Genomic DNA, 24,329 nt, shown 5'->3' on the forward strand with positions numbered 1-24,329 from the left:
CTCGCGCGCCGTACCTCGCGAATCCGTCCGGATTCGCTCACCACCGGCGCACCGAGGGTACTCCCACGTACTCGGTGGGGGAATAAGGGGTTTACCGTTTCCGTCGGCGCGGACCGACGCGGGGCGAGGGAGAATCAGTCGTCGGCCGCCGCCTCGTCGCTCGCCACGTCCACGGCGTCCTCGCGCGGCCCCCCGGCGTGGCCCTCGTGGGCGACGGCGGTCGCCATGAGTTCGGGGGAGATGGCGGGCACCTCGGAGCCGTCGACGGGGCCCAGTTCGGCGATCTCGTCGGCCGAGCGCGGGAACGCGCGCATGTCCATGTGGATCGCGATGCCGCACTTGGCGCCCTCGCCCATCGCGACCGGGATCTGGTTGTGGCCGGGCGTCAGGTCGCCGACCGCGTACACGCCCTCGACGGAGGTTCGGCCGTGGTCGTCGACGGCGACCTCGCCGGAGTCCTCGCGATCCAGCCCGAGCGCGTCCGCGAGTTCGGCGTTGTAGTCGGAGCCGTACATCGGGAACCCGCCCTTGTACTCGCGGACGGTGCCGTCCTCGAACTCGAAGCTCTCCAGCCAGCCGTCGTCGTCCTTGTTCATCCCCGCGATCTCCTCGTGGATCACGTCGACCGGGTGGTTCTCCAGCAGCTCCGCGGTGTCGTCGGACCACTCGGGCTCTGCGCCGCGCAGGAGGACGTCCACCTCGTCGGTGAAGTTGAGCATGATCATCGCGACGTACGCGGCCGAGTCGTCCGTCCCCATCACGTACACCGACTCGTCGACGAACATGTAGGCGTCACAGTGAAGGCAGTAGTGGAGTCCCATCCCGGTCTGCGGCAGCGGCGGGTCGGGACGCCCGTCGGAGAAGCCGGTCGCGAGCACGACGCGGCGCGTCGTCAGCTCCTCATCCGCGGTGTCGACACGGAACCCGACGGCATCCTCGTCGCCGTCGTCGTCGCCGTTGCCGTCGACGTTGCCCCCATCGAGCGCCTCGATATCCTCCACGAAGCCGCGGCGGTACTCCCCGCCGTAGCTTTGCACCTGCTCCTGTGCGGTCTGGAGGAACTCGTTGCCCGAGGTCTCCTCGGTGACGCCGATCACGTTGTGCGTGTCACGCATCATCGCCGCGCGGCCGCCGCCGCGGTTCACGACGAGCGTATCGAGGCCGAGCCGAGTCGCGTACAGCGCGCTCGTCAGTCCCGCCGGGCCGCCGCCGACAACCGTCACGTCGTAGTCGAACTCGTCGTCCGTGGTCATCTATTCCGGTGTTGGGCCGGCCCCCGTATAAAAACGCGTCCGGTCGTGCGGCCGGCGTATCCACCCGGGAAGCGTTCACATACCGCTGTTCGCGTGCCGGGTTCACGGACCGTCGGATCGCTCGGGCTCGACGACCGCATAGCAGTTGCCGCTGGAGACGACCGAGTCGACGATCCGGAGGTCGCTCGCGACCAGATCGGCGTCGAACTCCCGCGGCGCGTAGATGTGGTAGAACCGCGGCACCGTCTCCCCGCCGGGAAGGGTCCAGTCGACCGTCGTGTCGAACCCGACCTCGGCGTCCGCGTCGGCGTCGAAGCGGTCGTGGGCGGTGCTCCACGCGCTCACGAGCGCCCGTCCGTCGGGTGCGAGCGCTCTGGCGAGTTCCGACAGCGAGGCGACGCGTCGCTCGCGCGGTCGGAGGTGATGAAGCGCGGCGACGTACACAGCCAGATCGACTCGGTCGTCGGCGACGGGGAGCGCGGCGGCGTCGCCACGGACGAACGAGACGGCCGGGTCGTACCCGCGCTCGCGGGCTCGTGCTCGCGCCTCACGCAACAGTCCCTCGCTCACGTCCACGCCGACCACCGCTTCGACCCGATCGCCGAGCGGCTCGCAGTGACGACCGTTCCCGCAACCGACGTCGATCCCGACCCCCCCGGAACGCCCGTCGAGGAAGGACTCCACCTCCGGCCAGGTGTGCTCGCGCGTCTTCGAGAAGTGGCCGGCGATGCGGTCGTACGTCGACGCGGTCGTCCGCGTCGTCGAGTCCGGATCGTCCCGCGTCATCCGACGATCACGAACGTGAGGTGCGCGAGCAGGAGCATCACGGTCGCGTGTTTCACGCCGTCGCTGACGCTTCCCTCGCCTAACTGTCCGGCGATGAGCCCCGACGCGACCCCCTGGATCGCCGCGGCGTGATAGAACAACAGGACGTAGCTGTCCGTTTCGACGCCGCCGATCCCCTCGAACACGCCGGTCGAGACGCCGGAGACGCCGCCGGGGGACGACAGCTGTGCCCCCTCGACGGCCGGGATGAACGCGACCGTCAGCGCCGCGATGATCCCGAGGAACACCGCAAAGGAGACGTAGATCACGAGCAGGTACGTCACCATGACCTGTCGACGCTCCCTACGGAGCCGCCGGGTCGAACGCGCCTCGTCGGCCGCGATCGCGAGCACCGGCGCCACGTCGCCGCTCGCCTCGACGGCGTTCGTGACGAGCGCGACCGCCCGCGACACCATCGGCGAGCGGATCCGCTGGCGGAACCGATCGAGCGCCGTCGTGACGGTCGCCCCCCACTCCACGTCCCGCCAGGTCCGCGCGATCTCCGGTGTGAGGTCGTCGAGGTCGGAGTCGGTGAGCCGACGCAGGCTCTCGATGATACTCATGCCGGCGTCGTTGATGCTCGCCATCCGATCGAGGAAGTCGGGGACCGCGCGTTCGATCGCCCGTATCCGCCGTTTCTCTATCTCGTAGGCGAGGCCGTAGGCGGCGAGCACCACCAGCGTCGCTTCGATCACCGGCGAATCGACGGCCCGGACGAACGGGAGCGGTTGGAGCGGCAGCGCCGGCGTCCGCATCCACACCCACCACAAGCCGGCCGGAACGGTGATACCCGCGGTCAACTCTGGCCGCTGGAGGAGGAGTTCGGCGGGGCGGTTCGCGGCGTCGAGCACGGCTTCGATCCGGTCGTACGCGGCCAGCCGTTCCCTGCTTAGGCCCCACCGATCGGTGTCCACGGCTGCGCCGTCGAGGCCCGCCGCGCCGCCATCCGCTCTGGCGTCCGAGGCACCGCTGAATCCGGCGACGCTCGACGGCGTCACCGCGAGAACGCGTGCGTCCCCCACCGGCTGCACCGATACGAGTGTGTCGCTCGTCGACCGAGTGATCGAGTCGATATAGACGACGAAGCCGAAGCTCGCAAGCGGGACCCCGAGGTAGACGACCGCGCGCAACACCGGGAGCGTGTCCGAGAGGACGATCCCGATGACGACGAGGATCGTGATGAAAAACAGCGGCCCCGCGACGAGCACCGTCACGTACGCCTCCGCGAACGTCGAGACGAGTTCGAGGTACTGCTCCTGCTGAGATTCGGCCTCCTCCTGGTACCGCTCGTACTGGTCGTGCAGGAACGCCGAGAGCTCCCGGCCGCTGCCGAGCACGGACGCGAGGTTCTCCCCGAACTCGGCCATGTTCTGCGAGGGCGTGCGTTCGGCCATCCGTTCGAGCGCGGTGATCACGTCCGTCCCGAACGTATCCATGTCGCGAACGGCGACGCCCAGCTCGCGGGCGGCCTCGCCGTACACGTCCTCGTTGCGCGACAGCGTCTCCAACACTGCGGGTAGCTCCATTCCCGAGCGCGACAGCGCGTACACGAACGCGACCGTCCGTGGGAGCGTCGCTTCGATCTGCGTCGCCCTGGCGTGGGCGCGCTGGTCGAGGATCTGCCACCGGAAGAGGTACACGCCGGCGGCCGACCCGATGCCCACCGTCGCGGAGGAGACGAGCAACAGCGGGAACAGGTCGGCGACGCCGAGCTCGCCGATTCGCGTGAGGTCCGCCAAAAAGCCCAGTGCGGCGGGCAACGCCGCCCGAATCGCTTCCCCGCCGATCCGAAGCAGCGCCAGCGCCCCCGCGGCAACGTACACGCCGAGGACGCTCCCCGAGACGCCGGCGACGGTAGCGTACAACAGTGTCTTCGACGCGTATAACCGGTGAGTGACGCCGACGTGTGCGGCCCGTAGCCGGTCGCGTTGGCGGCTCGCACGAGAGTGGTCGGCGACCACGTAGTCGCCGAAGGCGTGGACAGCAACCCGGGTGACGGCGAGGTCCGCCTCCCGGCTCACCGTCCCGGCGAGAACCGGCGCCAACAGGAGGAGCGCGCCGGCCAACGGGAGGAACGACAGCACCACCACTCAGCCCTCGTCGCCGAAGTCCGGATCGTCGGTGTCCTGGTCGTCCGATATCGTTTCGTCGGGGACGCTCTCGTCGACTACCGTCTCGTCGTACGCCGTCCGGTCTTCCGCATCGCGTTCGGCGGTCTCGATCCGATCCATCACGCGATCGGAGTCGGCGTAGTACTCGTTGACGAGTGCGGTGAAGCGACGATAGTCAGTGACGCCGTGGTCCTGGAGGTGTGCGAGGAACCGTCGCCGATCGCGAAGCTCCGACAGCAGCTCCGACCGGCTCCACCCTCGATCGGACTGGATCTCATCGAGCAGCGCCGAGTCCCGGCCGGTGAAGGTATCAGTTCCGGCGTCCCATTCGTACACCGAGGAGTAGTCCAGTTCCCCGGTCCGCTGGTCGATCCCGCCGATCTCGCCGACGGTCTTCGCGCGGCGCACGCGTCCGCCGTCGAAGCGGGCGAGCGTCTGGACCGACAGCAGGTCCAGCGATCGAACCATCGCCCGCGGGACGTTGATCGGTTCGTTCTCCAGGCGGTTGATCACCGTTTCGATGGAGTCGGCGTGCATCGTCGAGAACGTTGTGTGACCCGTGTTCATCGCCTGAAACAGGGTGAGCGCTTCGTCCCCGCGAACCTCGCCGACGATGATGTACTCCGGCCGGTGCCGGAGCGCGGAGCGCAGGAGGTCGTACATGTCGATGTCCTCGCCCTCGCCCATCTGCTCGCGGGTCACCGACGAGAGCCAGTTGTCGTGGTACAGCGACAGCTCGCGGGTGTCCTCGATGGTGAGCACCTTCGAGCGCGGCGGGATGAACATCGACACCGCGTTCATCGACGTGGTCTTCCCGGATGCGGTGCCGCCCGCGAAGATGAGGCTCTTGTTGTGCTCGATGCACAGCCAGAAGTACGCCATCTGCTCGATAGAGAACGTCCCGTACTCGATCAGGTCGATCGGCGTGAACGGCTCCTCCGCGTACTGGCGGATGGTGAACGCCGAGCCGCGGGGCGTGACTTCCTCGCCGAGCGCGAGCTCGGCGCGCGACCCGTCCGGCAGCGTCGTCCCGACGACCGGGTCGCCGACGGAGATATGCTGGCCGGACCGCTGGGCCAGTCTGATCACGAAGTTGTCCAGTTCGTCCGGCCCGAAGACGACGTTCGTCTCGATGTCGGTGTACGTGTCGTGATAGACGAATATCGGGAGGTCGTAGCCGTCACAGGAGATGTCCTCGATGTGGCGGTCCGACAGCAGGGCGTCGATCTTCCCGTATCCCCTGAAATCGCGCCGCAGATAGTACAGCAGACTGTGAAACGTCCGCATCGACGCGTCGACGCCGTACTGTTCGAGCAGCGCCGTCAGCTCGTCCCGAAGTTGGTCGTCGTCCGCCTCGCCGGGATCGTCGCGGTACAACAGCGGGTCGCGAATGTCGTCGACGACGCGCTGGAGCAGGTCGAACTCGAAGTCGTCGAGTTCGGGCTCGACGACGTGGTATACGTGGTTGTCCGACTCCGTGTCGTAGGTGACGACGACGTACGCGTACGGGGCGTTCACCCAATAGCGCTCGATTTCGTCGTGGTCGGCGGGCGGGTCGAACGACGCCAGCGGCCCGTCCTCTCCGGGAAGGAACGGCCGGACCTCGAGGTCGGCGCCGCGGAGCACCTCGAGCGTTCGCGCGAGGCGCCGCCTGAGCGTCGACAGGGGGCGGTCGTCGGCCGTCGTATCTGCGGCGTCCCCCGACATCGGTTACTGCAGGCCGTAGGGAAGTCCGATACTTAAGTTCACCACCAAGCGCCACAGTGGCGGGACCGCGCCAGACCGCCACAGCGGCTCGATCTTCGGCGACGCGCTTGCCCGGGGGGTCGACGCGCGCTCAGCTCACCCGCTCCGCGCGCAGGAGCACGCCACCGAGCACGAGTTGGAGGACGGCGCCGACCGGCAGTGACACGCCCGGGAACCCGCCGCCGACGCCGAAGCCGATCCCGAAGAAGCGCTCGGGGAACAGCACTGAGGCGACGAGAAACAACAGCGCGGAGACGACGAGCAGGCCGCCCAGCACGTCGACCGGGTCGGCGGTCCATGACTCCGCACGCTCCTCCTCGCGGTAGTAGTACACAGAGACCCCGAGCGCGACGAGGTACACGGCCGCGCCAACGAGCCACGCGGCGTACGCGATCTGGACGGAGGTCCCCGACTGCAGCAGGTACGCCGAGACCGGCGAGGAGACGCTCGTCGCGCGAACGAACGGGAGCCCGAACGCGTAGCGGATCTGAAACAGCGGGAAGCGGACGAACAGCACCGAACCCCCGGAGACGGCGCCGTAGAACACGTTCCACGGAAGCAGTGCCGCGACCCACGTGGACAGGACGGCGAGTTCACCCGTGTATTCCGACCGAACCCAAACCATGTTCCCCGGAGCACGGCGCGTCGGGATAAATCGATTGGACCGACGACTGCGGGTGCCTGCCGGTCCGTCGCCGCCGGGGGCGTTACGTACTTACACACCGATCCCCTACGGTCGTACACGGAATGAGGCGCGACTACTTCGAGTTGACTGTGGAGGACATCGATTGGGTCGAAACCGACGCGGATCCCGCCAAGCCGCACGTGTACATCGAGTTTCACGGCGCGGCGGACCTCCTCCGGGAGCGCCTCACCGGGACCGACGACGAGCTGCTCGACGCCGGAGAGACCGACGTGGCGTTCCGCCTGCAGTCTGATCACGAACACGACCCCGAGGCGACCGGCGTCGTCGGCGTGACGAACCGTCACACGGGCGATTTCGTCCTCGAGCTCAACGAATCCGCCGACGACGTGCTCCGATTCATTCGTGCGGCCCGCGAGTACGGCCGAGCCAGCGACGGCGACGGTCGCTACCGCGTCGAGATCGACGTCGACGGCGAGCCGCTGGTCGCCTACGAGAAGGAGACGTTCCTCGTGTACGACGCCGAGGGGAACCTGCTTCGCCACGAGAGCCTGATCCCCTCGGGCGTCGAGCTGTAGCGAGTCGCTGACCGTCGCAGACAGTGAATATGTCGCTGCCGTCCCCGTTCGGTCTGTCCTCCCTTCGACCTGTTCGGAAGCCACGCGATCGGGACCGAAACCGGTTTGCCCCGCTCGCGCCCAACAAGGTGCCGTGAAGAACGTCACCGACCGCGTGTCGAATCCCTTCGGACTGTCTCCCGAGTGCGATCGGTTCGTCCCCGGATACGGCGACGCGAACGCCGACTTCCACGTCATCGGGGATCATCCGGGCGTCCACGGCGGGCTCGAAACCGGCGTTCCGTTCACCGGCTCGGCCGCCGGCGAGCGCGTCCTCGACGCGCTGGTCCGCGCCGGACTGCTGGAGACGGCCGGCGACGCGCCGACGGTCGACTCGACGTTCCTCTCGTATCTCCACATGTGCGAGGCGACGGACGATCGACTCGGCCCTGACGGAACGCCGACGTCGGCGTCGTACGACGACATGGAGCGGTTCTTCGACGCGGAGGTGCGCGCCATCGCGGCTCACGTGCTGCTCCCGGTGGGCGAGCGCGCCACCCGGCACGTGCTGGAGCAGTACACCGCGCAGGCGCACAAGACCCAGATCCGGATGGACGACCTCCACGGCCGCGAGATCCGCGGCTCCGGCTGGCTCGTCCTCCCGATCAAAGACCCCGCGGAGTGGACCGAAACGAAAGACGCGACCGACGGCGGCGACGCCTCCGGCTCCACGGACGCGGACCGGCTGGTCGACGCGCTCGCGACGCTTCGCGCCACTGACTACCGTCGCGAGTCGGATCTCGGGCGGTTCATCGCCGGCTCGGACCCGTACCTCGTTCGGTGAACGCCGCTTCGGCGGGTACCGCTTCATTGCTCGCCGGGGCATCCGCAGAACGCTCACAGGTTCGGCTACTCCGTCTCGGTTGGCTACTCCACCCGGTTCGCTACTCCGGCGGGTCGGCGGCCGGGAACTCCACCGTGACCGCCGTCCCGGTCTCGTCCACGTCGAAGGAGACTCGTCCGCCCGACGCCTCCGTGATCCACACGACGAGCCACAGCCCCAGTCCCGACGAGTGGGTGACCGCCGTCTCGGCTTCGGTCTGGAACGTTTCCAGTTCCTGACTGGGGATCCCAGGGCCGTCGTCGGCGACCGTTACGGCGACACAGTCCGCCGACTCCGTGACGGTGATATCGATGGTCGGGCGCTCGTGGTGGCTGTGTTCGATCGCGTTTTCGAGGAGGTTATCGAACACGGTGTCGATCAGTCCGGTGGCGGTTATCCACGCGGAGTCCGGGGCGTCGACGGTGACCTGCGGGTCCACGGAGCGATAGTCCATAGCCAGTCCGTCGACGTGCGCGCGAACCAGCCCGACGACGTCGAGACGTGTTCGCGCCGACCCGTCCGTATCCAGGGTCGCCTCGACGTGACGGACGGTCTCGGCGCGGTCGAGCATCGTCTCCGCGGCGCCGGTGATCCGATCGAGCGCGGTCGTCGCCTCGTCGTCGGCCCCCGGGCCCCCCGGATCGGCCAGCTTCCGGAGCCGCTCATCGATCAGTTCGGCGTATCCAAGGACGACGTTCATCTCGTTCCGGAGATCGTGTCGAAGCAGCCGGTTCAACACGCCGATTCGTCGGCGCAGTCGATGCCTGTCGGTGACGTCACGCAGCGTGATGACCCGTCCGTGGAGTTCGGGTCGGTCGAACGAGCTGACCTGAACCTCGTAGTGGCGTTTTCCCTCGTTGGTTATTCGGGTGAGACGCGTTGTCCGTCCTGCATCTCCGGGTGCTTCGGCTGTCCCGGTCGCGCCTGTCCCGCCGATCGCGTCGTCCGTCACGAGTCGCTCGGGCTCGGAGGCGTTCACGGTAGCCGACCGTCCGCTGTCGGCGACCGAGTCTTCGATCAGGGCGGCCAGATCCGAGTCGAGTGCCTCGATCGGTTCGCCAACGGCGGCGTCCCGCGTGCGACCCAGCGCGTCGGCGGCGGCCGGATTGCAGTCGATGACGATGCCGTCCCCGTCGACGACGATCAACCCCTCCGTCGCGGCGTCGACCGCGACCTCGCGCGCGACTGGCGGGGCGGCTGCCCGCGACGGCGCGTCGTCGTCGCTGTACCGAACGGCGGCGGCCGACGCCCACGCGCCGACCGACGCCAAGGCCGCGGCGACTGCGTCCCTCGCGCGGTTTCGAAGCCGGCCGGGCACGAGCCCCAGTTCCAGCAGTCCGACGACCCCGCCGGCCAGCACGACGAACACCAGTCGACCGGACTGCCACGTCATCGACTTACCCCGCAGTACTCGACTGCGGCGCCTCGAACGGACCGGACGCGGCGAGAGCCGACGCGCTGTTCGGGGGACACTCGCGAGTATGTACGGAGTTCGCGTTGATGAAAACTTGTATGACGCGGCGAAGCTTCCGAACCGCGCGTACGTCGTGGCCGTCGCGCTCCGAGTCGGAAGGGTTCTTGCCACCCGAGGCGCATCGGTCGGTATGCAGCGGATCCGTCTCACGAACACCGTTTTCGAGGGGCTCAACAACGTCTACGTGCTCGACGGCACCGCCGACGGCGCCGACGCCGACGAACTCGTCCTCGTCGACGCCGGCGTCGCGCTCCCGGCCGTGCGCGAGCAGTTGGCGTCCGGGCTCGCGGATCTCGGCCACGACCTCGCGGACGTCGACCGCGTCCTCCTCACTCATTGGCACGCCGACCACGCCGGGCTCGCGGGCGCCATCCAGGCGGCCTCGGGTGCGACGATCCACGCCCACGAGGCCGACGCCCCCCTCGTCGCGGGCGACGAGGACAGCCTGCTCGAGGAGCAGCGGCTCCAGCGCGAGAAGTTCCGGGAGTGGGGAATGCCCGAGGAGACCCGCGCCGAACTCGTCGAGTTCCTCAACGATCACGGCGACCTCGGCGGCGAGCCGTGCGACGTGGAGTCGTTCGTCGACGGCGACGCCTTCGAGGTGAACGATCGGACCCTCGAAGCCGTCCACCTCCCCGGCCACGCCGCGGGGCTCACCGCCTTCCACGACGCCGCCGGCGACGAGGCGTTCGTCGGCGACGTGATCCTCCCGAAGTACACGCCGAACGTCGGCGGCGCCGACGTCCGCGTCGAGGACCCTCTCGGACGCTACGTCGAGAGCCTGCTGGACCTGATCGACCTCGACCCCGGAACGGCGTGGCCCGGTCACCGCGACCGCATCGACGACCCGGCTGGACGGGCGGCGACGATCCTCCGGCACCACGTCGAGCGCACGGAGAACGTCGTCGACGCGCTCGCCGATCTCGGCCCGTCGACGCCGTGGGAGATCAGTGCCGCGCTGTTCGGCGACCTCCACGGGATTCACGTGCTCCACGGTCCCGGGGAGGCGTACGCCCACCTCGATCACCTCGCGGGCGCCGGCGTTGTCGAACGTGACGGGTCCCGCTACGCGCTCGTCGACGCCGACCCCGACGTTGCGTCGCTGTTTCCCGACCCCGGGATCGACCGCGTGGTCCAGTGGACCGGCGAGTGAACGACACAGCTCCCGAGTGACCGCGACGGCGGGCTAATTCGCGGAACACAAGCTTGAAACGCGCCTGCGGCGAACGCTCCGGCAATGGAACTTCGCGTCATCGACAAGACGGACGAGGAACTCCGCATCGAGATCGCGGGCGAGGACCACACGTTCATGAACGTCCTCAAGGGACAACTGCTCAACACCGACGGCGTCGCGGCCGCGACGTACGACATGAACCCCGAGCAGTCCGGCGGCCAGACCGAGCCGATCCTCTCGATCAAGACCGAGGACGGGCTCGACCCCCTCGATGCGCTCGAACAGGCTGCGACGGGTATCTCGGACAGTCTCGAAACGCTCTACGACCGCGTCGAGGCCGCCTTCGACGACGCCGCGGCCGCCGAAGCCTGAGGCGGCACGCGCCCGCCAGGCCGTCATCTACACCGCTTTCCCACACCGTTCTCCCCGTCGCTACTCGTCCGACAGCGTCTCGCCCGCCGGGATCTCCACGTCGAGCCAGTTGCCCATCGGGACGAGCGGGCACTCGTAGGCCTCGCTGTACGCGCAGTAGGGGTTGTACGCCTCGTTGAAGTCCAGCACCCAGTCGCCGTCGTCGGTCCGGGCGTCCGGATCTTCCAGATCGAGGTACCGCCCGGCGGGGTACGTCCACTCGCCGTTCGTCTCGTCGCGGAACGGCACCCACAGGCGGTATTCGTCGCCGGGCGAGCGGTACGCCTGGACCGTCACGTCCTCGCCGTCGACGGTTATCCGGAACTCGCCGACGTTGTCGTACTCCCGGGCGCCGTCCTGGGTCGTCTCGACGGTGATCCGTTCGGGGTCGTCGTGCTCGTGCAACGTCGCCTCGAATCGGTACGCGGGATCCGGGTCGAAGTAGTTCAGGCCGGAGAACCCTGCCCGCTCGGACTGCGGGACCGGCGAACGCGGGTGTTCGGCGAAGAACTCGTCTTTCTTGCGGCGGTCCTCGCGAACGCGCTCGGCGTAGGCCTCGGGGTCGATGTCGGTGTCGCTGTCCGTGCTCATACTCAGCCCTTCGCCGGCCCGCGTGTTCAACGTTCAGCGGTCGTGTCCGATCCGCACAATTACGGGGGACCGGGACCGACGGTGGCCGCCGCCCGGCTCAGAGCCGAACGGGAAGCCCGTGTTCGTCGAGATAGCGCTTCACCTCGTCGATGCCGTACTCGTCGAAGTGGAAGATACTGGCCGCCAGCGCGGCGTCGGCGTTGGCCTCGACGAACACTTCTCGCATGTGCTCGGGACCGCCGGCACCGGAGGACGCGATCACCGGCGTCGACACGGCGTCGCACACCGCCTTCGTCACCGGGATGTCGTAGCCGTCCTTCGTCCCGTCGGCGTCGATGGAGTTGACGAACAGCTCCCCCGCGCCGCGCGCTTCGGCCTCCGTCGCCCAGGTGACCACGTCGAGGCCGGTCCCCTCCCGGCCGCCCTTGACGGTGCACTCGAACCAGCACTCCTCGGTCGTGCCGTCCTCGCGTTCGACCTCGACGTAGTGGTCGCCCTCGTCGTCGAAGCGTCGCCGCGCGTCGACGGAGATGACGATGCACTGGCTGCCGAAGGCGTCGGCGCCCTCGGTGATCAACTCGGGATTTTCGATGGCGCCGGAGTTGATCGACACCTTGTCGGCGCCCGCCCGCAGCGTCTCCTTGATGTCGGCTTTCGTTCGGATGCCGCCGCCGACGGTCAGCGGGATGAAACACTCGTCGGCGACTGCGGATACGGTGTCGAGCATCGTCTCACGCCCCTCAGCGGAGGCGGTGATGTCGAGGAAGACGAACTCGTCGGCGCCGGCCTCGTTGTACTTCTTGGCCATCTCGACGGGGTCGCCGGAGTACTCCAGGTTCTCGAAGTTGACGCCAGTGTAGACGGCGGCGTTCCCGTCGTCGTCGATATCGACGTCGATGCACGGGATGATCCGCTTCGTGAGAGTCATACGTTCGATAGCCCCGAACCGGGTTTCATCGTTTCGCCTGTCCGCGCGGGCGTCGCCACACCGGTCGCGGCGGCGACTACGCTCCCTTCATCGGTCGTCGGTTCACCTGGGTTCGGCTCTCCCGTTCACTGCTTCCAGCCGGCGACGGTGCCCCCGCCGTACAACCACGCTCGGATGCGGGTCACGACCGAGTGCAGCAGGACGAACAGCACGAACACGTACCCGAGGCCGACGACCGCCTGCGCCATCGGCTCGACTCGCGCGGTGACCGCCGGGAGGACGTACCGGAAGTAGAGGTATCCCCCGCCGACGACGCCGCCGAGGCTGATGCCGGCGACCGTGACGGCGTAGCACGCGAACACAGCCCACCAGATCCCCTCGGCGACGTACTCGTTTCGCTGTGCGGCACGCTGGACGCGTCGGAGGAGGGTCGTTTCGGTGTCGGAGACCATACCACGGGTCGTTCGCGGACGCCACTTAGCCGTTCGGGGGACGGGAGCGCTCACCGCCCGGTCACTGCAGCAGGTATACTCGCGCCTCCCACGGGCGGGCGACGTACGCCCCGACCGTGCTGGGTGACGGCGACTCCGGGTAGTTCGATAGCGCCAGCGTCGCCCCCTCGCCCGCCACGGCAGCGGGCGGGTCCACCTCGACGCGGTCGCCGCTCCAGTTGAGGGCGACGAACGCACGGTTCCGGCCCTCGGCTCGCGGGAGCGTCCGGCTGTAGGCCCACACCCGCTCGTCGTCGGGAGTGTGGTTCTCGTACTCGCCGTACACGAGCACGTCGTGGTCGTCGCGGAGGTCGATGAGCCGCCGGTAGTAGTGCCACACGGACTCCGGGTCCGCGCGCTCGACCTCGACGTTAACCGACTCGTGGTCCTCGTGGAGCCGGATCCAGGGCTCCCCGTCGGTGAACCCCGCGTTCGGCCCGGCCGTCCACTGCATCGGCGTCCGACTCGTGTCGCGGCTGTGGGCGTTGAGTCCCTCCCGGACCTCCTCGAAGGAGCCGACCTCGCCCGACTCGATGGCCTCCTCGACCGCCCGCACCGTCTCGACGTCGCGGAACTCCGAGAGCGACTCGAACGTCGGGTTCGTCATCCCCAGTTCCTCTCCCTGGTAGACGTACGGCGTCCCGCGGAGCGTGTGCAGCAGCGTGGCGATACACGTGGCCGACTCGGGGCGGAACTCGCCGTCGTCGCCGAACCGCGAGACGACGCGCGGCTGGTCGTGGTTGTTGAAGTAGAGGCTGTTCCACCCCCTCCCGTACAGGCCCTCCTGCCACCGGTCGAACACCGACTTGAGGTCGGTCAGCGACCAGTCGGTGCGGTCCCACAGGCGCTCGCCCCGGCCGATCCCGACGTGGTCGAAGTGGAAGATCATTCCCAGGCCGTCGCCGTCGGGGCCGACGTACCGGGCGGCCTCGTCGACGGAGGTCTCGCCGATGCACTCGCCCACGAGGAGCAGGTCCTCCCCGGCGAACGCGCGGTCGTGGAGCTCGGAGACGTACTCGTGGATGCGCGGGCCGTTCGGAACCGACAGCAGCGTCCCGCGGTACGGCCAGTCCGGGTCGCCCGACGGGAGGCCGTCCGGCTTCGAGAGCAGGTTCACCACGTCGAGCCTGAAGCCGTCGATCCCCTCGTCGACCCAGAACGCCATCTCGTCGGCGACCGCCTCGCGGACGGCCGGCTCCTCCCAGTTGAGGTCGGGCTGTCTGCGGTGGAACAGGTGGAGGTACCACTGGCCGCGCTCGGGATCGTAGCTCCACGCGGGGCCGCCGAAGAGGGACTGCCAGTTGTTCGGCGGTGCTTCCCCGTCCGGCCCGTCCTCGGCGTCCCATGCGACCTCGTCGGCGTCGACGCCGTCGCGCCAGTGGTACCAGTCGGCGGTCCGCCCTCGGCGGCGCGAGGCCTCGAACCACTCGTGCTCGTCGGAGGTGTGGTTCGGGACGAAATCCATCACGAGCCGGATGTCCCGCTCGTGGAGGGTGTCACGCACGCGTCGCCAGTCCGCCATGGTCCCGAACGTGTCGTCGATGGCCCGGTAGTCGGCGACGTCGTAGCCGTTGTCCGCCATCGGCGACTCGTAGACGGGGTTGAGCCACACCGCGTCGACGCCCAGATCCGCCAGGTAGTCCGCCCGCGACGCCAGCCCGGCGAGGTCGCCGACGCCGTCGCCGTCGCTGTCGGAGAAGCTCCGCGGATACACCTGATACACGGTCGCCTCCTTCCACCAAGCGCGGCGCTCGTCGTTCATACCCACACCACCGAGCCCGACGGGATAGGTGTTTTTTTGCCCCGCCGTCGCCGACACCAGCACATGGCCGACCACCACGACCACTACAAGGAGTTCGACTACGAGCGCGTCACCTCCCCGATGCAGGAGATCACGACCGGGCAGGCGGTCACCGGCGCGGTCATCGCGCTCGTCGGCATCCTCGTTGCCTTCGGACTGCCGCTTCTGCTGGTGTAACTGCGGATCACCCGCTTCCGTTCACGCGGACGGTGACCGCTCCATCGCGCCCGGACGCCGACGCGCGCGTCACGAACCGCTCGTCACCGAGCAGTAGCACGACCGTCTCCGGCGCGGGGCGCACGAGCCGGACCGTCGACGCGTTCGCCGGTCGAGCCTCGCGCCACGTCTCGAACGCCGCCGCGAACGCCGTCGCGTTGGCGTCGTCGTCGAATCGGATCGCCCACGCGTAGCCGGTTCGCGTCGACCCCGCTCCGTCGGCCGCGACGAATCGCCGTCGCACGTCGTTCCCCCAGCCGTGTGCGGCGTCCGCCGCCGTCGCCTCGCCGACCCCCGTTTCGAGCGTCACTCGGACGAACAGCTCCCCGTACGTGTCCGTCGCATCCGCACCGCTCGTCCAGTCGTCCCTCGGCGCGTCACGGACGGTCAGGGGGGCGACGGGTTCGCTCCCCGGCGGCCGGTCGTGGAGCAACTCCTCGGCGGTGCGCGGCGGGTCGTCGTACACCGCCCGCACCTCGCCGGGATCGGACACGCGCGCGTCGACGTATCGCGCTCCGGCGAGGTACGGCGCGACGCCGAGCCGCTCGGCGGGCGACCCGTTGGCCGTCCGTGTTCGCAGCGACTCGGTCGGCGACGCTGCCCCCGGCGCGTATCGGCGGACGTACTCCCCCTCCACGTACGTCGCCGACCCCTCGACGATCGCCGCCTGCAGCAGCCGCTCGGCGGTCGACCCCGACGGCGCCGCCGCGGTCCCGGCGAGCTGCTCGAACGCGCCGGTCCGGTACTGAACGACGTGGACCGACTCGTGAGCCAGCGTCGACTCCGCGCCCGCCTCGTCCGCGAGGATCGCCTCGTTGACGACGACCGCCTCGGGCGTCGCGACGTACGCCGCCGCGGTGAGCGCGCGCTCGCGATCCTCGCTCACGCGGAAGCCGAGCAGTCGGTAGAACTCGGGGTATTCGGCCCCACCCAACCCCATCGACTCGGTCGGCTCGATACGGACGACCGACGGCGGTTCGGCCGTCGGTCGATCCATCGCCACCGCCACGCGGGCGAACACCAACCCATATTCGACCGGGAGCGATCCGCCAGCGACGCGAACGTCGTACTCCTCGGCGAGCACCGGGGGCGACACGGAGGGGTCCGACGTGGTCGTCTCCGGTTCGCTCGTGCGTGGCGACGGCTGCGTCGACGGCGTCGAAACCGGTGTCGATTCCGTCGACGGTTCCGCAGAATCCCGCTCCGTCACCGCAGGCGACGGCCCGACAGGAGCCGCACAGCCGGCGACGACCAGCAGGACAGCGAGGAGGAGCGGTCGGAGGGACACGGTTTACTGTCAACGGAACAACGAAAAAGCGTTCGTTCGATTCTCACGGTTTCACACCCCTGGAACGGCCGGGTTCGCGACCGTGACCGTCAGTCCAATTCGTGCTCGATGACCGCCCGGCGGTCGCGGATCGACGCGGCGTCGTACTGGAGTTCAGTATCGCCGACTGTCAACGAGAGCGTTCCGTCGGCGGTCGCCTCGCCGAGCGTCTCGACCGGCGCGACGCCCTCGAAGGCGTCGCGAACCGCGTCGGGATCGGTCGTCTCGATCACCGCGCGGCCGGGGGTCTCGTCGAACAGCGCGAGCGCGTCGTCGAGCGCGACGTTCGCGCCCGCCTCGCCGGTCACCATCTCGGCGAGCGTGACCGCGAGGCCGCCGTGGCTCACGTCGTGGACCGCGAGGGTGCCGTCGCGGTCGGCGACGGCCGCGAGCGTCTCCACGACCGCCGGCGCGTTCTCCGGGAGCGCGGGGAAGCGGTCGCTTCCGCCCGCCTGTGCGAGGAACTCGGAGCCGCCCAGCGCGCCGCCGGCCTCGCCGACTGCGAGCACGGTCCCTTCCCCGTCGAACGCCGCCGGCGGCGCCGAGAATCCGGCCTTCGTCCCGATGACCGCCAACGTGGGCGTCGGCGGGATCGGGCCCGCGACGGAGTCGTTGTACAGCGAGACGTTACCGCCGACGACCGGAACCGAGAGGTCCGCGCACATATCCGCGAGCCCGTCGACGGCGGCCGCGAAGCCGCCGTACACGTTCGGTTTCTCGGGGTTCCCGCCGTTGAGACAGTCGACCGCCGCAAGCGGCGTCGCCCCCTTCGCCGCGAGGTTCGTGGCGTTCTCCAGTGCAACCGCGCGTGCGCCCTCGTACGGCGCCGCCTCGGTCCACCGGGGCTCGGATCCCGAGGACAGCGCCAGGCCGAGCGGCTCGCCCGCGTCGGTTTCGGCCTCGCGGATCGCCATCACGGCGGCGTCGTCGCCCGGGAGTACCGAGGTTCGAACGCCGACCTCGTGGTCGTACTGCCGGTATACCCAGCGCTTGCTCGCGGTGTTCGGGTGGCCGACGACAGCCTCGAACGCCTCGGCGAGCGCGTCGTCGTCGACGGTTCCGCGCGCCCCGTCGTCCTCACCACCGTCGCCGTCGCCGGGATCGACGAGCGTCGGAAGGTCGCGCTCGGGCTGACTCGGCTCCTCGCGGTCGAGGTCGTTCATCGGCGCGCCGTCGGCGAGGTACTCCGCGGGAGCGTCGACGACCGTCTCGTCCTCGAACGTGCACACGTAGTTCCCGTCGGTCACCTCGCCGATGACCGAGCAGCCGAGATCGAAGCGGTCGGCCAGCTCGGCGACGTGGTCGGTGTCCTCGGGTCGGACCTCGTACACCATGCGCTCCTGGCTCTCCGCGAGGAGGATCTCCATGGCGTTCATGTTCGGCTCGCGCTGGTGGACGCGGTCGAGCGCGATCTCGGCCCCGAGGCTACCTTTAGCGACCAACTCGGAGGACGCCCCGCCGAGCCCGGCCGCGCCGAGGTCGCGGGCGGCCACGAGCAGACCCTCGTCGACGAGGGCTTCGTTGCATTCGATGAGCCGCTTCTCGGCGTAGGGGTCGCCCACCTGTACCGCGGGGCGGTCCTCGGTCTCCGCGTCCTCCGCGAGGTCCTCGCTGGCGAAGGAGGCGCCGCCGAGGCCGTCCCGGCCGGTCGCGTTGCCGACGAGGACGAGCTTGTTGCCGGGTGTCTCGGCGGTCGCGGTGACGAGTCGGTCCGGCGTCGTCAGCCCGACGCAGGCGACGTTGACGAGGGGGTTCCCCTCGTAGCCGTCGTGGAACGCCACGGAGCCGGCGACCGTCGGGACGCCGATACAGTTGCCGTAGTGGCTGATTCCCTCGACGACGCCCTCGAACAGGTACTTCGAGTGCTCGCGGTCGAAGCCGCCGAAGTACAGCGAGTCCGCCAGCGCGATGGGATACGCGCCCATCGACATCGTGTCGCGGACGATGCCGCCGACGCCGGTTGCGGCGCCGTCGAAGGGGTCGACGTACGAGGGGTGGTTGTGGCTCTCGATGCCGAGTGTGGCGTACGTCTCATCGTCGAGCGCGACGACGGCCGCGTCGTCGCCCGGACCGATCACCACGTCGTCGGACTCGCTCTCGAAGGCGCCCAGCAGCGGACGCGACGAGCGGTATGCACAGTGCTCGCTCCAGAGGTTTTCGAACAGCGCGGACTCGGCCCGGGTCGGCTCCCGGCCGAGTTCCGCCTCCACCAGTTCCCGATCCGCGTCGGCGAGGGGCATTCACATGTGCGGTCAACACGACCGGCAAAATGGCTTTCTATATGCACGGTCGTGCCTATTCGCGTCGGCGTTGGCGGTGACTCCGATCGGACCGGGTCCCTTTTCTACGGTCCGCGAGTACGGTCGACTGTGCTATCGGTCGAGCTGCACAGTCACTCCGCGCTCTCGCACGACGGGCGGGACCCGGTCGATATGCTTCTCGAACAGGCGGCCGCCGTGGGCCTCGACGCGCTCGCGGTCACCGACCACGACGCGCTCGACGCGAGCCTGGAGGCTGCCGAGTTGGCGGACGACTACGGACTCGTCGGCATTCCCGGAATGGAGATCACGAGCGCCGCCGGCCACGTGCTCGCGTTCGGTATCGAGGAGCTGATCCCCGCCGGACTCGATTACGACGAGACGCTCGACCGGATCCACGAACAGGACGGCCTCGCGGTCGTTCCCCACCCGTTCCAGAAGTCGCGCCACGGCGTCGCGCCGCACATCACCGACGACCAACTGGCGAACGCGGACGCAATCGAGGTGTACAACTCGCGGCTGCTGACGGGGCGGTCGAATCGACAGGCGGAGTCGTTCGCGGTGGACCACGGGGTTCCGATGACGGCCGGGAGCGACGCGCACATCGCGGAGATGGTCGGACAGGCCGTTACCGAAGTCGGCGCCGAGGACCGCTCGGTCGACGCGATCCTCGACGCGATCCGCGACGGTCGCACGAGCGTCGTCGGCAAGCGGACGCCGTGGTACATCTCCTTCCGGCAGGCCGCCGGCGGCGCCAAGCGGCGTATCGGCCGCTGCGTCGACGAGCTCCTGTGAGCCGCGAGCGTCGACCCGAGGCGACGGACCTCGACGGCGACGTCGCCGATCCCGCCCTCGTCCGCGCCGCGATCGCGGCCGGGGACCCCTTGCCCGGAACTGGCGGGTTCGCGGGAATTCTCGACGGGACGCTCGTTCGGGACGTCCTCGGTCGACGACCCCTGTTCATCGACCGCGACGACCCCGACAACTGGAGCCGTACTCCTACCGACTTGAACCGTCCGCGCTCGTTGCCCGCGGGGTATGTGCTCGATGCTGACGGCGAGCGATGCGTCTGGTCGCTGCCCGATCCCGAGCCGTCTGCGGCCGAGCCCGCGCTCGGATCGGTCACCGACGCCGTCGAGACGAGCGTTCGCGCGGTCGACCCCGACGGGCTCGCGGTCGCGTTCTCCGGCGGCGTCGACTCGGCGGTCGTCGCCGCCGGCGTCCCCGAGGCGCCGCTGTACGTCGCCGGCTTCGAGGGCGCACACGACGTGGCTGCCGCTCGTGCGGCCGCCGAGGCGATGGACCGCGACCTGCGGGAGGTGTCCCTCTCGCACGCCGACCTCGAACGCGCCGTTCCCGAGATCGTCGCGGCGACCGGGCGGCGCAACCCGATGGATATCGCTATCGCGTTGCCGCTGTATATTGTCGGGGAACGCGCGGCCGTCGACGGCTACGACCGCCTCGCGGTCGGGCAGGGCGCCGATGAACTGTTCGGCGGCTACGCGAAGGTGGTCGCCCCGGCTGACGAGCATCGCGTCGAGGCCGACACCGTGCGCGGGGCCCGCCGCGAGACGGTCGCGACGCTCCCCGACCAACTGGAGCGTGACGTACTCGCGCTCCGGGCCGCCGGCGTCGAACCGGTCGCGCCGCTGCTACACGACCGCGTCGTGAGTTCCGCGTTGGCGCTGCCGGAACGCCTCCTCGTCGCCGACGGCGAGCGGAAGGTCGCGCTTCGCGCGGCCGCCGAGGGACTCGTCCCCGACCGGGTCCGCTCGGCGGAGAAGAAGGCGGTCCAGTACGGCACCTACGTCTCGCGCGAACTGGACCGCCTCGCGCGGCAGGCGGGGTTCAAGCGTCGGATGGACGACCACGTCGGGCGCTACATCGCCGATCTCTGCGGCGACGCGTACGGCCCGCGCGACGAGCGATAGCGCACGCTGGCGAAAGCAGTCGCTGGCAGAGGGAGTTTGCTGACAGGCGACACTGCCTCGCGGGCTCGCGCGGCCGACGCGGTGTCGCGCTCCCGCTGAGCGTCGGCCGTTCCCGGCTACTCGATGGGCGGCAATGCTCCCGGTTCGGTACCTAAAGATTCGGGAGGGGTTCGACCTCTCGGGCAGTTATCGGTCGGTGGCCGCACGAACCGTCCCGATCGCCTCGATCCCGATCTGCGTGGTGTCGCTGTCCACGTCGCTCCCGCGGAGATCCCCCGGCGTGTACCACGCCCACGCCTCGGCGCCGACCTCGTCGTCGCCGTCGGGATCGATCCTCCGGCCGTCGACGGCGGCGAAGTACACGTGGTCGATGTGCTGGTGGCCGACCGTGCCGTCGTCGTGAACGTTGATGTCGTACAGCATCGTGTGCCGGGGCGCGGGAAGCGTCTCGCCGGCCGGGGCCTCGATGTCGCGGGTGTCGTCGACGAGCGTGGGGTCGAGCCCGGTCTCCTCGCGGGCCTCCCGCAACCCCGCCTCGTGAGGGACTTCGCCGCGGTCGACGTGACCGCCGGGCGGGATCCGGATGCCGAGTTTCGGGTGTTCGTGTAGCGCGGTCGCGCCGTCGTGGACGAGATAGACGGTCGCGGTGAAGTGGCGCGTGGTCTCCATACGCGTGGCTGGTGGGTGCGTGGCTTCGGCGTTACGAAAGCGATGTCTCGCTCGAATGGCCGATCCGGATCAGCCGAGCTGTACCTGCTCTTCGGCTTCGAGCAGCTCGTGATACCGGTTTCGGATGGTGACTTCCGAGATGTTCGCCACCTCGCTCACCTCGCTTTGGGTCACCTTCTCGTTGGTGAGCAGCGACGCGGCGTAGACGGCCGCGGCCGCGAGGCCGACCGGCGACTTGCCGGAGTGGATGCCCTCCTGCTTGGCGCTCTGGAGGAGCTGGCGAGCTCGTCGCTCGGACTCGTCCGACAGCTGTAGGTCCGACGCGAACCGCGGGACGTAGCTCTCGGGGTCAGCCGGCTGGATCTCCAGCTTGAGCTCACGGACGACGTAGCGATACGTCCGTGCGATCTCGTCTTTCTCGACGCGCGAGACGTTCGCGATCTCGTCGAGGCTCCGGGGAGTTCCGGCCTGTCGAGCAGCCGCATAGAGGCTCGCGGTGGCCACGCCCTCGATGGAGCGGCCCGGCAGCAGGTCCTCATCGAGCGCGCGTCGATAGATGACCGAGGCGGTCTCACGGACGTTGTCCGGGAGGCCGAGCGCCGAGGCCATCCGGTCGATCTCGCCGAGCGCCTGCTTGAGGTTGCGTTCCTTGGAGTCGCGCGTTCGGAACCGCTCGTTCCACGTGCGCAGCCGCTGCATCTTCTCGCGCTGGCGGCCGGATAGCTGGTTACCGTAGGCGTCCTTGTTCTGCCAGCCGATGTTGGTCGACAGCCCCTTGTCGTGCATCATGTTCGTCGTCGGGGCGCCGACGCGGGACTTCTGATCTTTCTCCTTGGAATCGAACGCGCGCCACTCCGGCCCGTGATCGATCTCGTCCTCCTCGACGACGAGGCCGCAGTCACGACAGACTGTCTCGCCGCGTTCGGAGTCGTTCGTCAGCTTCCCGGCACATTCCGGGCATTCGAGCTGTTCTCCCCCCGACTCGGACGCTGTCTCGTCCTCGTCGGCGGTGGTGGTGCGCGATCGGTCGTCCGTGTAACTTCGGACGTTCTCACTCATTGTTAGGATGGATTGAAATCGGAGACTCAAGGCTCCGATGGGGGGTTCGCCGTACCAACTACACGGGCGGAAGCAACTTATATCTGCTGGCGGATTTCGCCGTCTTCGGGCGCGAATTCCGCCTAACGACGCCGGTTTGCATCTCGGATAGAGTCGGTACACAAGCGGTATCGAATTGTGGGAGCCGAGACGGAACGAACTCGAGACGATCCCAAAAACAGGGAGGCGACCAGCGTCGAGGAGGCCGAGGAGTCGGGGGTATCGAAACCCTTACTCGCGGTCCGGGGCACTCCCCGTACATGACAGCGACGGACGAAGGCGCCGAGTCGGAGGCCGACGCCGGCGTCGTCGACCCCGACGAGGTCCGCCACGTCGCCGACCTCGCGCGGGTCGACCTCGATGACGAGGAGGCGACGGCGTTCGCCGAGCAGTTCGCGGACGTGCTCGACTACTTCGCGGCGCTCGACGAGGTGCCCGAGGTCGAAGACGAGCCGGATCTGGTGAACGTGATGCGGGCCGACGAGGTCCGCGACGGCCTCTCCCAGGAGGAGGCACTCGCGAACGCGCCCGACTCGGAGGCGGGCTTCTTCAAGGGGCCGAAGGTCTCATGAGCGCCGACGACGCCCCCGACGCCGACGCGACCGATGACCTGAACGCGTTCGTCACCCGCGAGACCGTCGAAAGCGACGCCGACGGTCCGCTCGCCGGCAAGACGGTCGCCGTGAAGGACAACATCTCGACCGAGGGGATCCGCACGACCTGCGGCTCCGCGATGCTCGAGGAGTACGTGCCGCCGTACGACGCGACGGTCGTCGAGCGCCTGCGCGAGGCCGGCGCGACGATCGTCGGCAAGGCGAACATGGACGAGTTCGGCATGGGCGGGACCACGGAGACGTCGGCGTTCGGACCGGTGAAGAACCCCGTCGACCCCGAGCGCGTCCCGGGCGGCTCCTCGGGCGGCTCCGCGGCCGCCGTCGCCGCCGGCGAGGCGGATCTGGCGCTCGGCTCCGACACCGGCGGCTCGGTCCGCAACCCCGCCGCGTTCTGCGGCGTCGTCGGCATCAAGCCGACCTACGGGCTCGTCTCGCGGTACGGCCTCGTCGCGTACGCCAACTCGCTGGAACAGATCGGGCCGCTGGCGAACACCGTCGAGGACGCGGCCGCCCTGCTCGACGCCATCGCCGGCCCCGACGAGCGCGACGCGACGACTCGCTACGACGCCGCCGAGGGCGGCGCGCCCGGGGCGACCGACGTTCCGGACGACACCCATCCCGCCGACGCGACCGAGTACGCCGCGGCCGCCGACGGCGACGTGGAGGGCATGACAGTCGGCGTCCCGACGGAGTTAGTCGAGGGCGCCGACGACGAGGTCGTCGAGGTGTTCGAGGACGCGCTGGCTGAGCTGGAGGCGAAGGGGATCGAGACCGTCGAGGTGTCGCTCCCTTCCGTCGAACACGCGGTGCAGGCGTACTACGTCATCGCCATGTCGGAGGCGTCCTCGAACCTCGCGCGCTTCGACGGCGTTCGGTACGGAACTGAGGGCGGCGAGGGCAACTGGAACGAGTCGTTCGCGGCTGCCCGCGAGGAGGGCTTCGGCGACGAGGTGAAGCGCCGGATCCTGCTGGGGACCTACGCCCTCTCGGCGGGCTACCACGACAAGTACTACAAGAAGGCGCAGGACGCCCGCGCCTGGGTGAAGCAGGACTTCGACGAGGCGTTCACCGAGGCCGACGTGCTCGCGACGCCGACGATGCCCGTGCTCCCCCCGAAGCGCGGCGAGAGCCTCGACGACCCGCTCTCGCTGTACTTGATGGACGCGAATACGGTGCCGGTGAACCTCGCGAACCTCCCGGCGATCTCCGTGCCGGCGGGCGAGGCGGAGGGTCTCCCCGTCGGGATGCAGTTCGTCGGCCCCGCCTTCGGCGAGGAGGCGGTCATCCGCGCGGGCAGCGCCGTCGAGGAGTAGGAAACCTCCACCTCG

23 protein-coding genes are annotated in these 24,329 nt (G+C 69.1%); 9 read left to right on the plus strand and 14 right to left on the minus strand.

Going from position 1 to position 24,329, the window contains the following annotated elements; all coding sequences use genetic code 11:
* Nucleotides 1–134 precede the first annotated feature (134 nt).
* The 5 genes from ABJD39_RS00505 to ABJD39_RS00525 form a co-directional block, all read right to left on the minus strand.
* A complete protein-coding gene (locus ABJD39_RS00505) occupies nucleotides 135–1,253 on the minus strand; it encodes an NAD(P)/FAD-dependent oxidoreductase (RefSeq protein WP_348610682.1) in 1,119 nt (372 codons plus the stop codon).
* Between the two features lie 102 nt (nucleotides 1,254–1,355).
* A complete protein-coding gene (locus tag ABJD39_RS00510) occupies nucleotides 1,356–2,039 on the minus strand; it encodes a class I SAM-dependent methyltransferase (protein WP_348610685.1) in 684 nt (227 codons plus the stop codon).
* Nucleotides 2,036–4,162, minus strand: coding sequence for a type II secretion system F family protein (locus ABJD39_RS00515; protein WP_431357889.1), 2,127 nt, complete (start codon nucleotides 4,160–4,162; stop codon nucleotides 2,036–2,038). Before ABJD39_RS00515 ends, ABJD39_RS00510 begins: the two co-directional genes overlap by 4 nt.
* Nucleotides 4,163–4,168: 6 nt before the next feature.
* Nucleotides 4,169–5,896, minus strand: coding sequence for a type II/IV secretion system ATPase subunit (locus ABJD39_RS00520; protein WP_348610688.1), 1,728 nt, complete (start codon nucleotides 5,894–5,896; stop codon nucleotides 4,169–4,171).
* Between the two features lie 130 nt (nucleotides 5,897–6,026).
* Nucleotides 6,027–6,560 carry a DUF7549 family protein gene (locus tag ABJD39_RS00525; protein ID WP_348610691.1) on the minus strand — a complete coding sequence of 178 codons (534 nt, stop codon included), beginning with the start codon at nucleotides 6,558–6,560 and terminating at the stop codon, nucleotides 6,027–6,029.
* Nucleotides 6,561–6,682: 122 nt separating this feature from the next.
* Between ABJD39_RS00525 and ABJD39_RS00530 the strand changes: the two genes are divergently transcribed.
* Nucleotides 6,683–7,156: a DUF5793 family protein gene (locus tag ABJD39_RS00530; RefSeq protein ID WP_348610694.1), complete on the plus strand. Its 474-nt coding sequence runs from the start codon at nucleotides 6,683–6,685 to the stop codon at nucleotides 7,154–7,156.
* Between the two features lie 133 nt (nucleotides 7,157–7,289).
* A complete protein-coding gene (locus tag ABJD39_RS00535; protein WP_348610697.1) occupies nucleotides 7,290–7,979 on the plus strand; it encodes a uracil-DNA glycosylase family protein in 690 nt (229 codons plus the stop codon).
* 100 nt (nucleotides 7,980–8,079) lie between these two features.
* Here the strand turns inward: ABJD39_RS00535 and ABJD39_RS00540 are convergent, their stop codons facing one another.
* Nucleotides 8,080–9,411, minus strand: coding sequence for a sensor histidine kinase (locus tag ABJD39_RS00540; protein ID WP_348610699.1), 1,332 nt, complete (start codon nucleotides 9,409–9,411; stop codon nucleotides 8,080–8,082).
* A gap of 211 nt (nucleotides 9,412–9,622) precedes the next feature.
* On the opposite strand from ABJD39_RS00540, the gene ABJD39_RS00545 reads away from it, so the two are divergent.
* Both ABJD39_RS00545 and ABJD39_RS00550 read left to right on the plus strand, forming a co-directional pair.
* Nucleotides 9,623–10,645, plus strand: a complete 1,023-nt coding sequence (locus ABJD39_RS00545) for an MBL fold metallo-hydrolase (protein WP_348610702.1) — start codon at nucleotides 9,623–9,625, stop codon at nucleotides 10,643–10,645.
* Between the two features lie 84 nt (nucleotides 10,646–10,729).
* On the plus strand, nucleotides 10,730–11,038 hold the full coding sequence (locus tag ABJD39_RS00550) for a DNA-directed RNA polymerase subunit L (protein ID WP_348610705.1): 309 nt from the start codon (nucleotides 10,730–10,732) through the stop codon (nucleotides 11,036–11,038).
* A gap of 60 nt (nucleotides 11,039–11,098) precedes the next feature.
* On the opposite strand, the gene ABJD39_RS00555 is transcribed toward ABJD39_RS00550, so the two are convergent.
* The 4 genes from ABJD39_RS00555 to ABJD39_RS00570 all read right to left on the minus strand — a co-directional run bounded on the left by ABJD39_RS00555 (nucleotide 11,099) and on the right by ABJD39_RS00570 (nucleotide 14,849).
* Nucleotides 11,099–11,668: a DUF1684 domain-containing protein gene (locus tag ABJD39_RS00555; RefSeq protein ID WP_348610708.1), complete on the minus strand. Its 570-nt coding sequence runs from the start codon at nucleotides 11,666–11,668 to the stop codon at nucleotides 11,099–11,101.
* Nucleotides 11,669–11,765: 97 nt separating this feature from the next.
* The gene (gene hisF, locus ABJD39_RS00560) at nucleotides 11,766–12,596 is read right to left on the minus strand and encodes an imidazole glycerol phosphate synthase subunit HisF (RefSeq protein ID WP_348610711.1); all 831 of its coding nucleotides are present in this window, start codon (nucleotides 12,594–12,596) and stop codon (nucleotides 11,766–11,768) included.
* Nucleotides 12,597–12,721: 125 nt separating this feature from the next.
* On the minus strand, nucleotides 12,722–13,048 hold the full coding sequence (locus ABJD39_RS00565) for a hypothetical protein (RefSeq protein WP_348610714.1): 327 nt from the start codon (nucleotides 13,046–13,048) through the stop codon (nucleotides 12,722–12,724).
* Nucleotides 13,049–13,109: 61 nt separating this feature from the next.
* A complete protein-coding gene (locus tag ABJD39_RS00570) occupies nucleotides 13,110–14,849 on the minus strand; it encodes an alpha-glucosidase (protein WP_348610717.1) in 1,740 nt (579 codons plus the stop codon).
* Nucleotides 14,850–14,912: 63 nt separating this feature from the next.
* Here ABJD39_RS00570 and ABJD39_RS00575 point away from each other — a divergent pair, with 63 nt between their 5' ends.
* Nucleotides 14,913–15,065, plus strand: a complete 153-nt coding sequence (locus ABJD39_RS00575; protein ID WP_348610720.1) for a DUF7550 family protein — start codon at nucleotides 14,913–14,915, stop codon at nucleotides 15,063–15,065.
* Nucleotides 15,066–15,072: 7 nt separating this feature from the next.
* On the opposite strand, the gene ABJD39_RS00580 is transcribed toward ABJD39_RS00575, so the two are convergent.
* Both ABJD39_RS00580 and purL read right to left on the minus strand, forming a co-directional pair.
* The gene (locus tag ABJD39_RS00580) at nucleotides 15,073–16,392 is read right to left on the minus strand and encodes a hypothetical protein (protein WP_348610723.1); all 1,320 of its coding nucleotides are present in this window, start codon (nucleotides 16,390–16,392) and stop codon (nucleotides 15,073–15,075) included.
* 89 nt (nucleotides 16,393–16,481) lie between these two features.
* A complete protein-coding gene (gene purL / locus ABJD39_RS00585; RefSeq protein WP_348610726.1) occupies nucleotides 16,482–18,671 on the minus strand; it encodes a phosphoribosylformylglycinamidine synthase subunit PurL in 2,190 nt (729 codons plus the stop codon).
* Between the two features lie 129 nt (nucleotides 18,672–18,800).
* Here purL and ABJD39_RS00590 point away from each other — a divergent pair, with 129 nt between their 5' ends.
* Nucleotides 18,801–19,484 (plus strand): PHP domain-containing protein, encoded by a 684-nt coding sequence (locus ABJD39_RS00590; protein WP_348610729.1) that lies wholly within the window; start codon nucleotides 18,801–18,803, stop codon nucleotides 19,482–19,484.
* Nucleotides 19,481–20,620, plus strand: coding sequence for an asparagine synthase C-terminal domain-containing protein (locus ABJD39_RS00595; RefSeq protein ID WP_348610732.1), 1,140 nt, complete (start codon nucleotides 19,481–19,483; stop codon nucleotides 20,618–20,620). The genes ABJD39_RS00590 and ABJD39_RS00595 overlap by 4 nt, the downstream gene beginning before the upstream one ends.
* A gap of 186 nt (nucleotides 20,621–20,806) precedes the next feature.
* On the opposite strand, the gene ABJD39_RS00600 is transcribed toward ABJD39_RS00595, so the two are convergent.
* Nucleotides 20,807–21,289 (minus strand): NUDIX hydrolase, encoded by a 483-nt coding sequence (locus ABJD39_RS00600; protein ID WP_348610735.1) that lies wholly within the window; start codon nucleotides 21,287–21,289, stop codon nucleotides 20,807–20,809.
* A 69-nt stretch (nucleotides 21,290–21,358) separates the two neighbouring features.
* Nucleotides 21,359–22,348: a transcription initiation factor IIB gene (locus tag ABJD39_RS00605; protein ID WP_348610738.1), complete on the minus strand. Its 990-nt coding sequence runs from the start codon at nucleotides 22,346–22,348 to the stop codon at nucleotides 21,359–21,361.
* Nucleotides 22,349–22,647: 299 nt separating this feature from the next.
* On the opposite strand from ABJD39_RS00605, the gene gatC reads away from it, so the two are divergent.
* Together gatC and gatA are read left to right on the plus strand one after the other, a co-directional pair.
* Nucleotides 22,648–22,959: an Asp-tRNA(Asn)/Glu-tRNA(Gln) amidotransferase subunit GatC gene (gene gatC, locus ABJD39_RS00610; protein WP_348610741.1), complete on the plus strand. Its 312-nt coding sequence runs from the start codon at nucleotides 22,648–22,650 to the stop codon at nucleotides 22,957–22,959.
* On the plus strand, nucleotides 22,956–24,314 hold the full coding sequence (gene gatA / locus ABJD39_RS00615) for an Asp-tRNA(Asn)/Glu-tRNA(Gln) amidotransferase subunit GatA (RefSeq protein ID WP_348610744.1): 1,359 nt from the start codon (nucleotides 22,956–22,958) through the stop codon (nucleotides 24,312–24,314). Before gatC ends, gatA begins: the two co-directional genes overlap by 4 nt.
* The last annotated feature ends 15 nt before the right edge of the window (nucleotides 24,315–24,329 follow it).

The sequence above is a fragment of the Halobaculum rarum genome (assembly GCF_040025155.1).
GTDB classification, from domain to species: domain Archaea; phylum Halobacteriota; class Halobacteria; order Halobacteriales; family Haloferacaceae; genus Halobaculum; species Halobaculum rarum.

Coding starts and splice junctions, on each gene's coding strand:
- ABJD39_RS00505 (WP_348610682.1), bottom strand. CDS start 1,253: ATGACCACGGACGACGAGTTCGACTACGACGTGACGGTTGTCGGCGGC.
- ABJD39_RS00510 (WP_348610685.1), bottom strand. CDS start 2,039: ATGACGCGGGACGATCCGGACTCGACGACGCGGACGACCGCGTCGACG.
- ABJD39_RS00520 (WP_348610688.1), bottom strand. CDS start 5,896: ATGTCGGGGGACGCCGCAGATACGACGGCCGACGACCGCCCCCTGTCG.
- ABJD39_RS00525 (WP_348610691.1), bottom strand. CDS start 6,560: ATGGTTTGGGTTCGGTCGGAATACACGGGTGAACTCGCCGTCCTGTCC.
- ABJD39_RS00530 (WP_348610694.1), top strand. CDS start 6,683: ATGAGGCGCGACTACTTCGAGTTGACTGTGGAGGACATCGATTGGGTC.
- ABJD39_RS00540 (WP_348610699.1), bottom strand. CDS start 9,411: ATGACGTGGCAGTCCGGTCGACTGGTGTTCGTCGTGCTGGCCGGCGGG.
- ABJD39_RS00545 (WP_348610702.1), top strand. CDS start 9,623: ATGCAGCGGATCCGTCTCACGAACACCGTTTTCGAGGGGCTCAACAAC.
- ABJD39_RS00550 (WP_348610705.1), top strand. CDS start 10,730: ATGGAACTTCGCGTCATCGACAAGACGGACGAGGAACTCCGCATCGAG.
- ABJD39_RS00555 (WP_348610708.1), bottom strand. CDS start 11,668: ATGAGCACGGACAGCGACACCGACATCGACCCCGAGGCCTACGCCGAG.
- hisF (WP_348610711.1), bottom strand. CDS start 12,596: ATGACTCTCACGAAGCGGATCATCCCGTGCATCGACGTCGATATCGAC.
- ABJD39_RS00565 (WP_348610714.1), bottom strand. CDS start 13,048: ATGGTCTCCGACACCGAAACGACCCTCCTCCGACGCGTCCAGCGTGCC.
- ABJD39_RS00570 (WP_348610717.1), bottom strand. CDS start 14,849: ATGAACGACGAGCGCCGCGCTTGGTGGAAGGAGGCGACCGTGTATCAG.
- ABJD39_RS00575 (WP_348610720.1), top strand. CDS start 14,913: ATGGCCGACCACCACGACCACTACAAGGAGTTCGACTACGAGCGCGTC.
- purL (WP_348610726.1), bottom strand. CDS start 18,671: ATGCCCCTCGCCGACGCGGATCGGGAACTGGTGGAGGCGGAACTCGGC.
- ABJD39_RS00600 (WP_348610735.1), bottom strand. CDS start 21,289: ATGGAGACCACGCGCCACTTCACCGCGACCGTCTATCTCGTCCACGAC.
- ABJD39_RS00605 (WP_348610738.1), bottom strand. CDS start 22,348: ATGAGTGAGAACGTCCGAAGTTACACGGACGACCGATCGCGCACCACC.
- gatC (WP_348610741.1), top strand. CDS start 22,648: ATGACAGCGACGGACGAAGGCGCCGAGTCGGAGGCCGACGCCGGCGTC.
- gatA (WP_348610744.1), top strand. CDS start 22,956: ATGAGCGCCGACGACGCCCCCGACGCCGACGCGACCGATGACCTGAAC.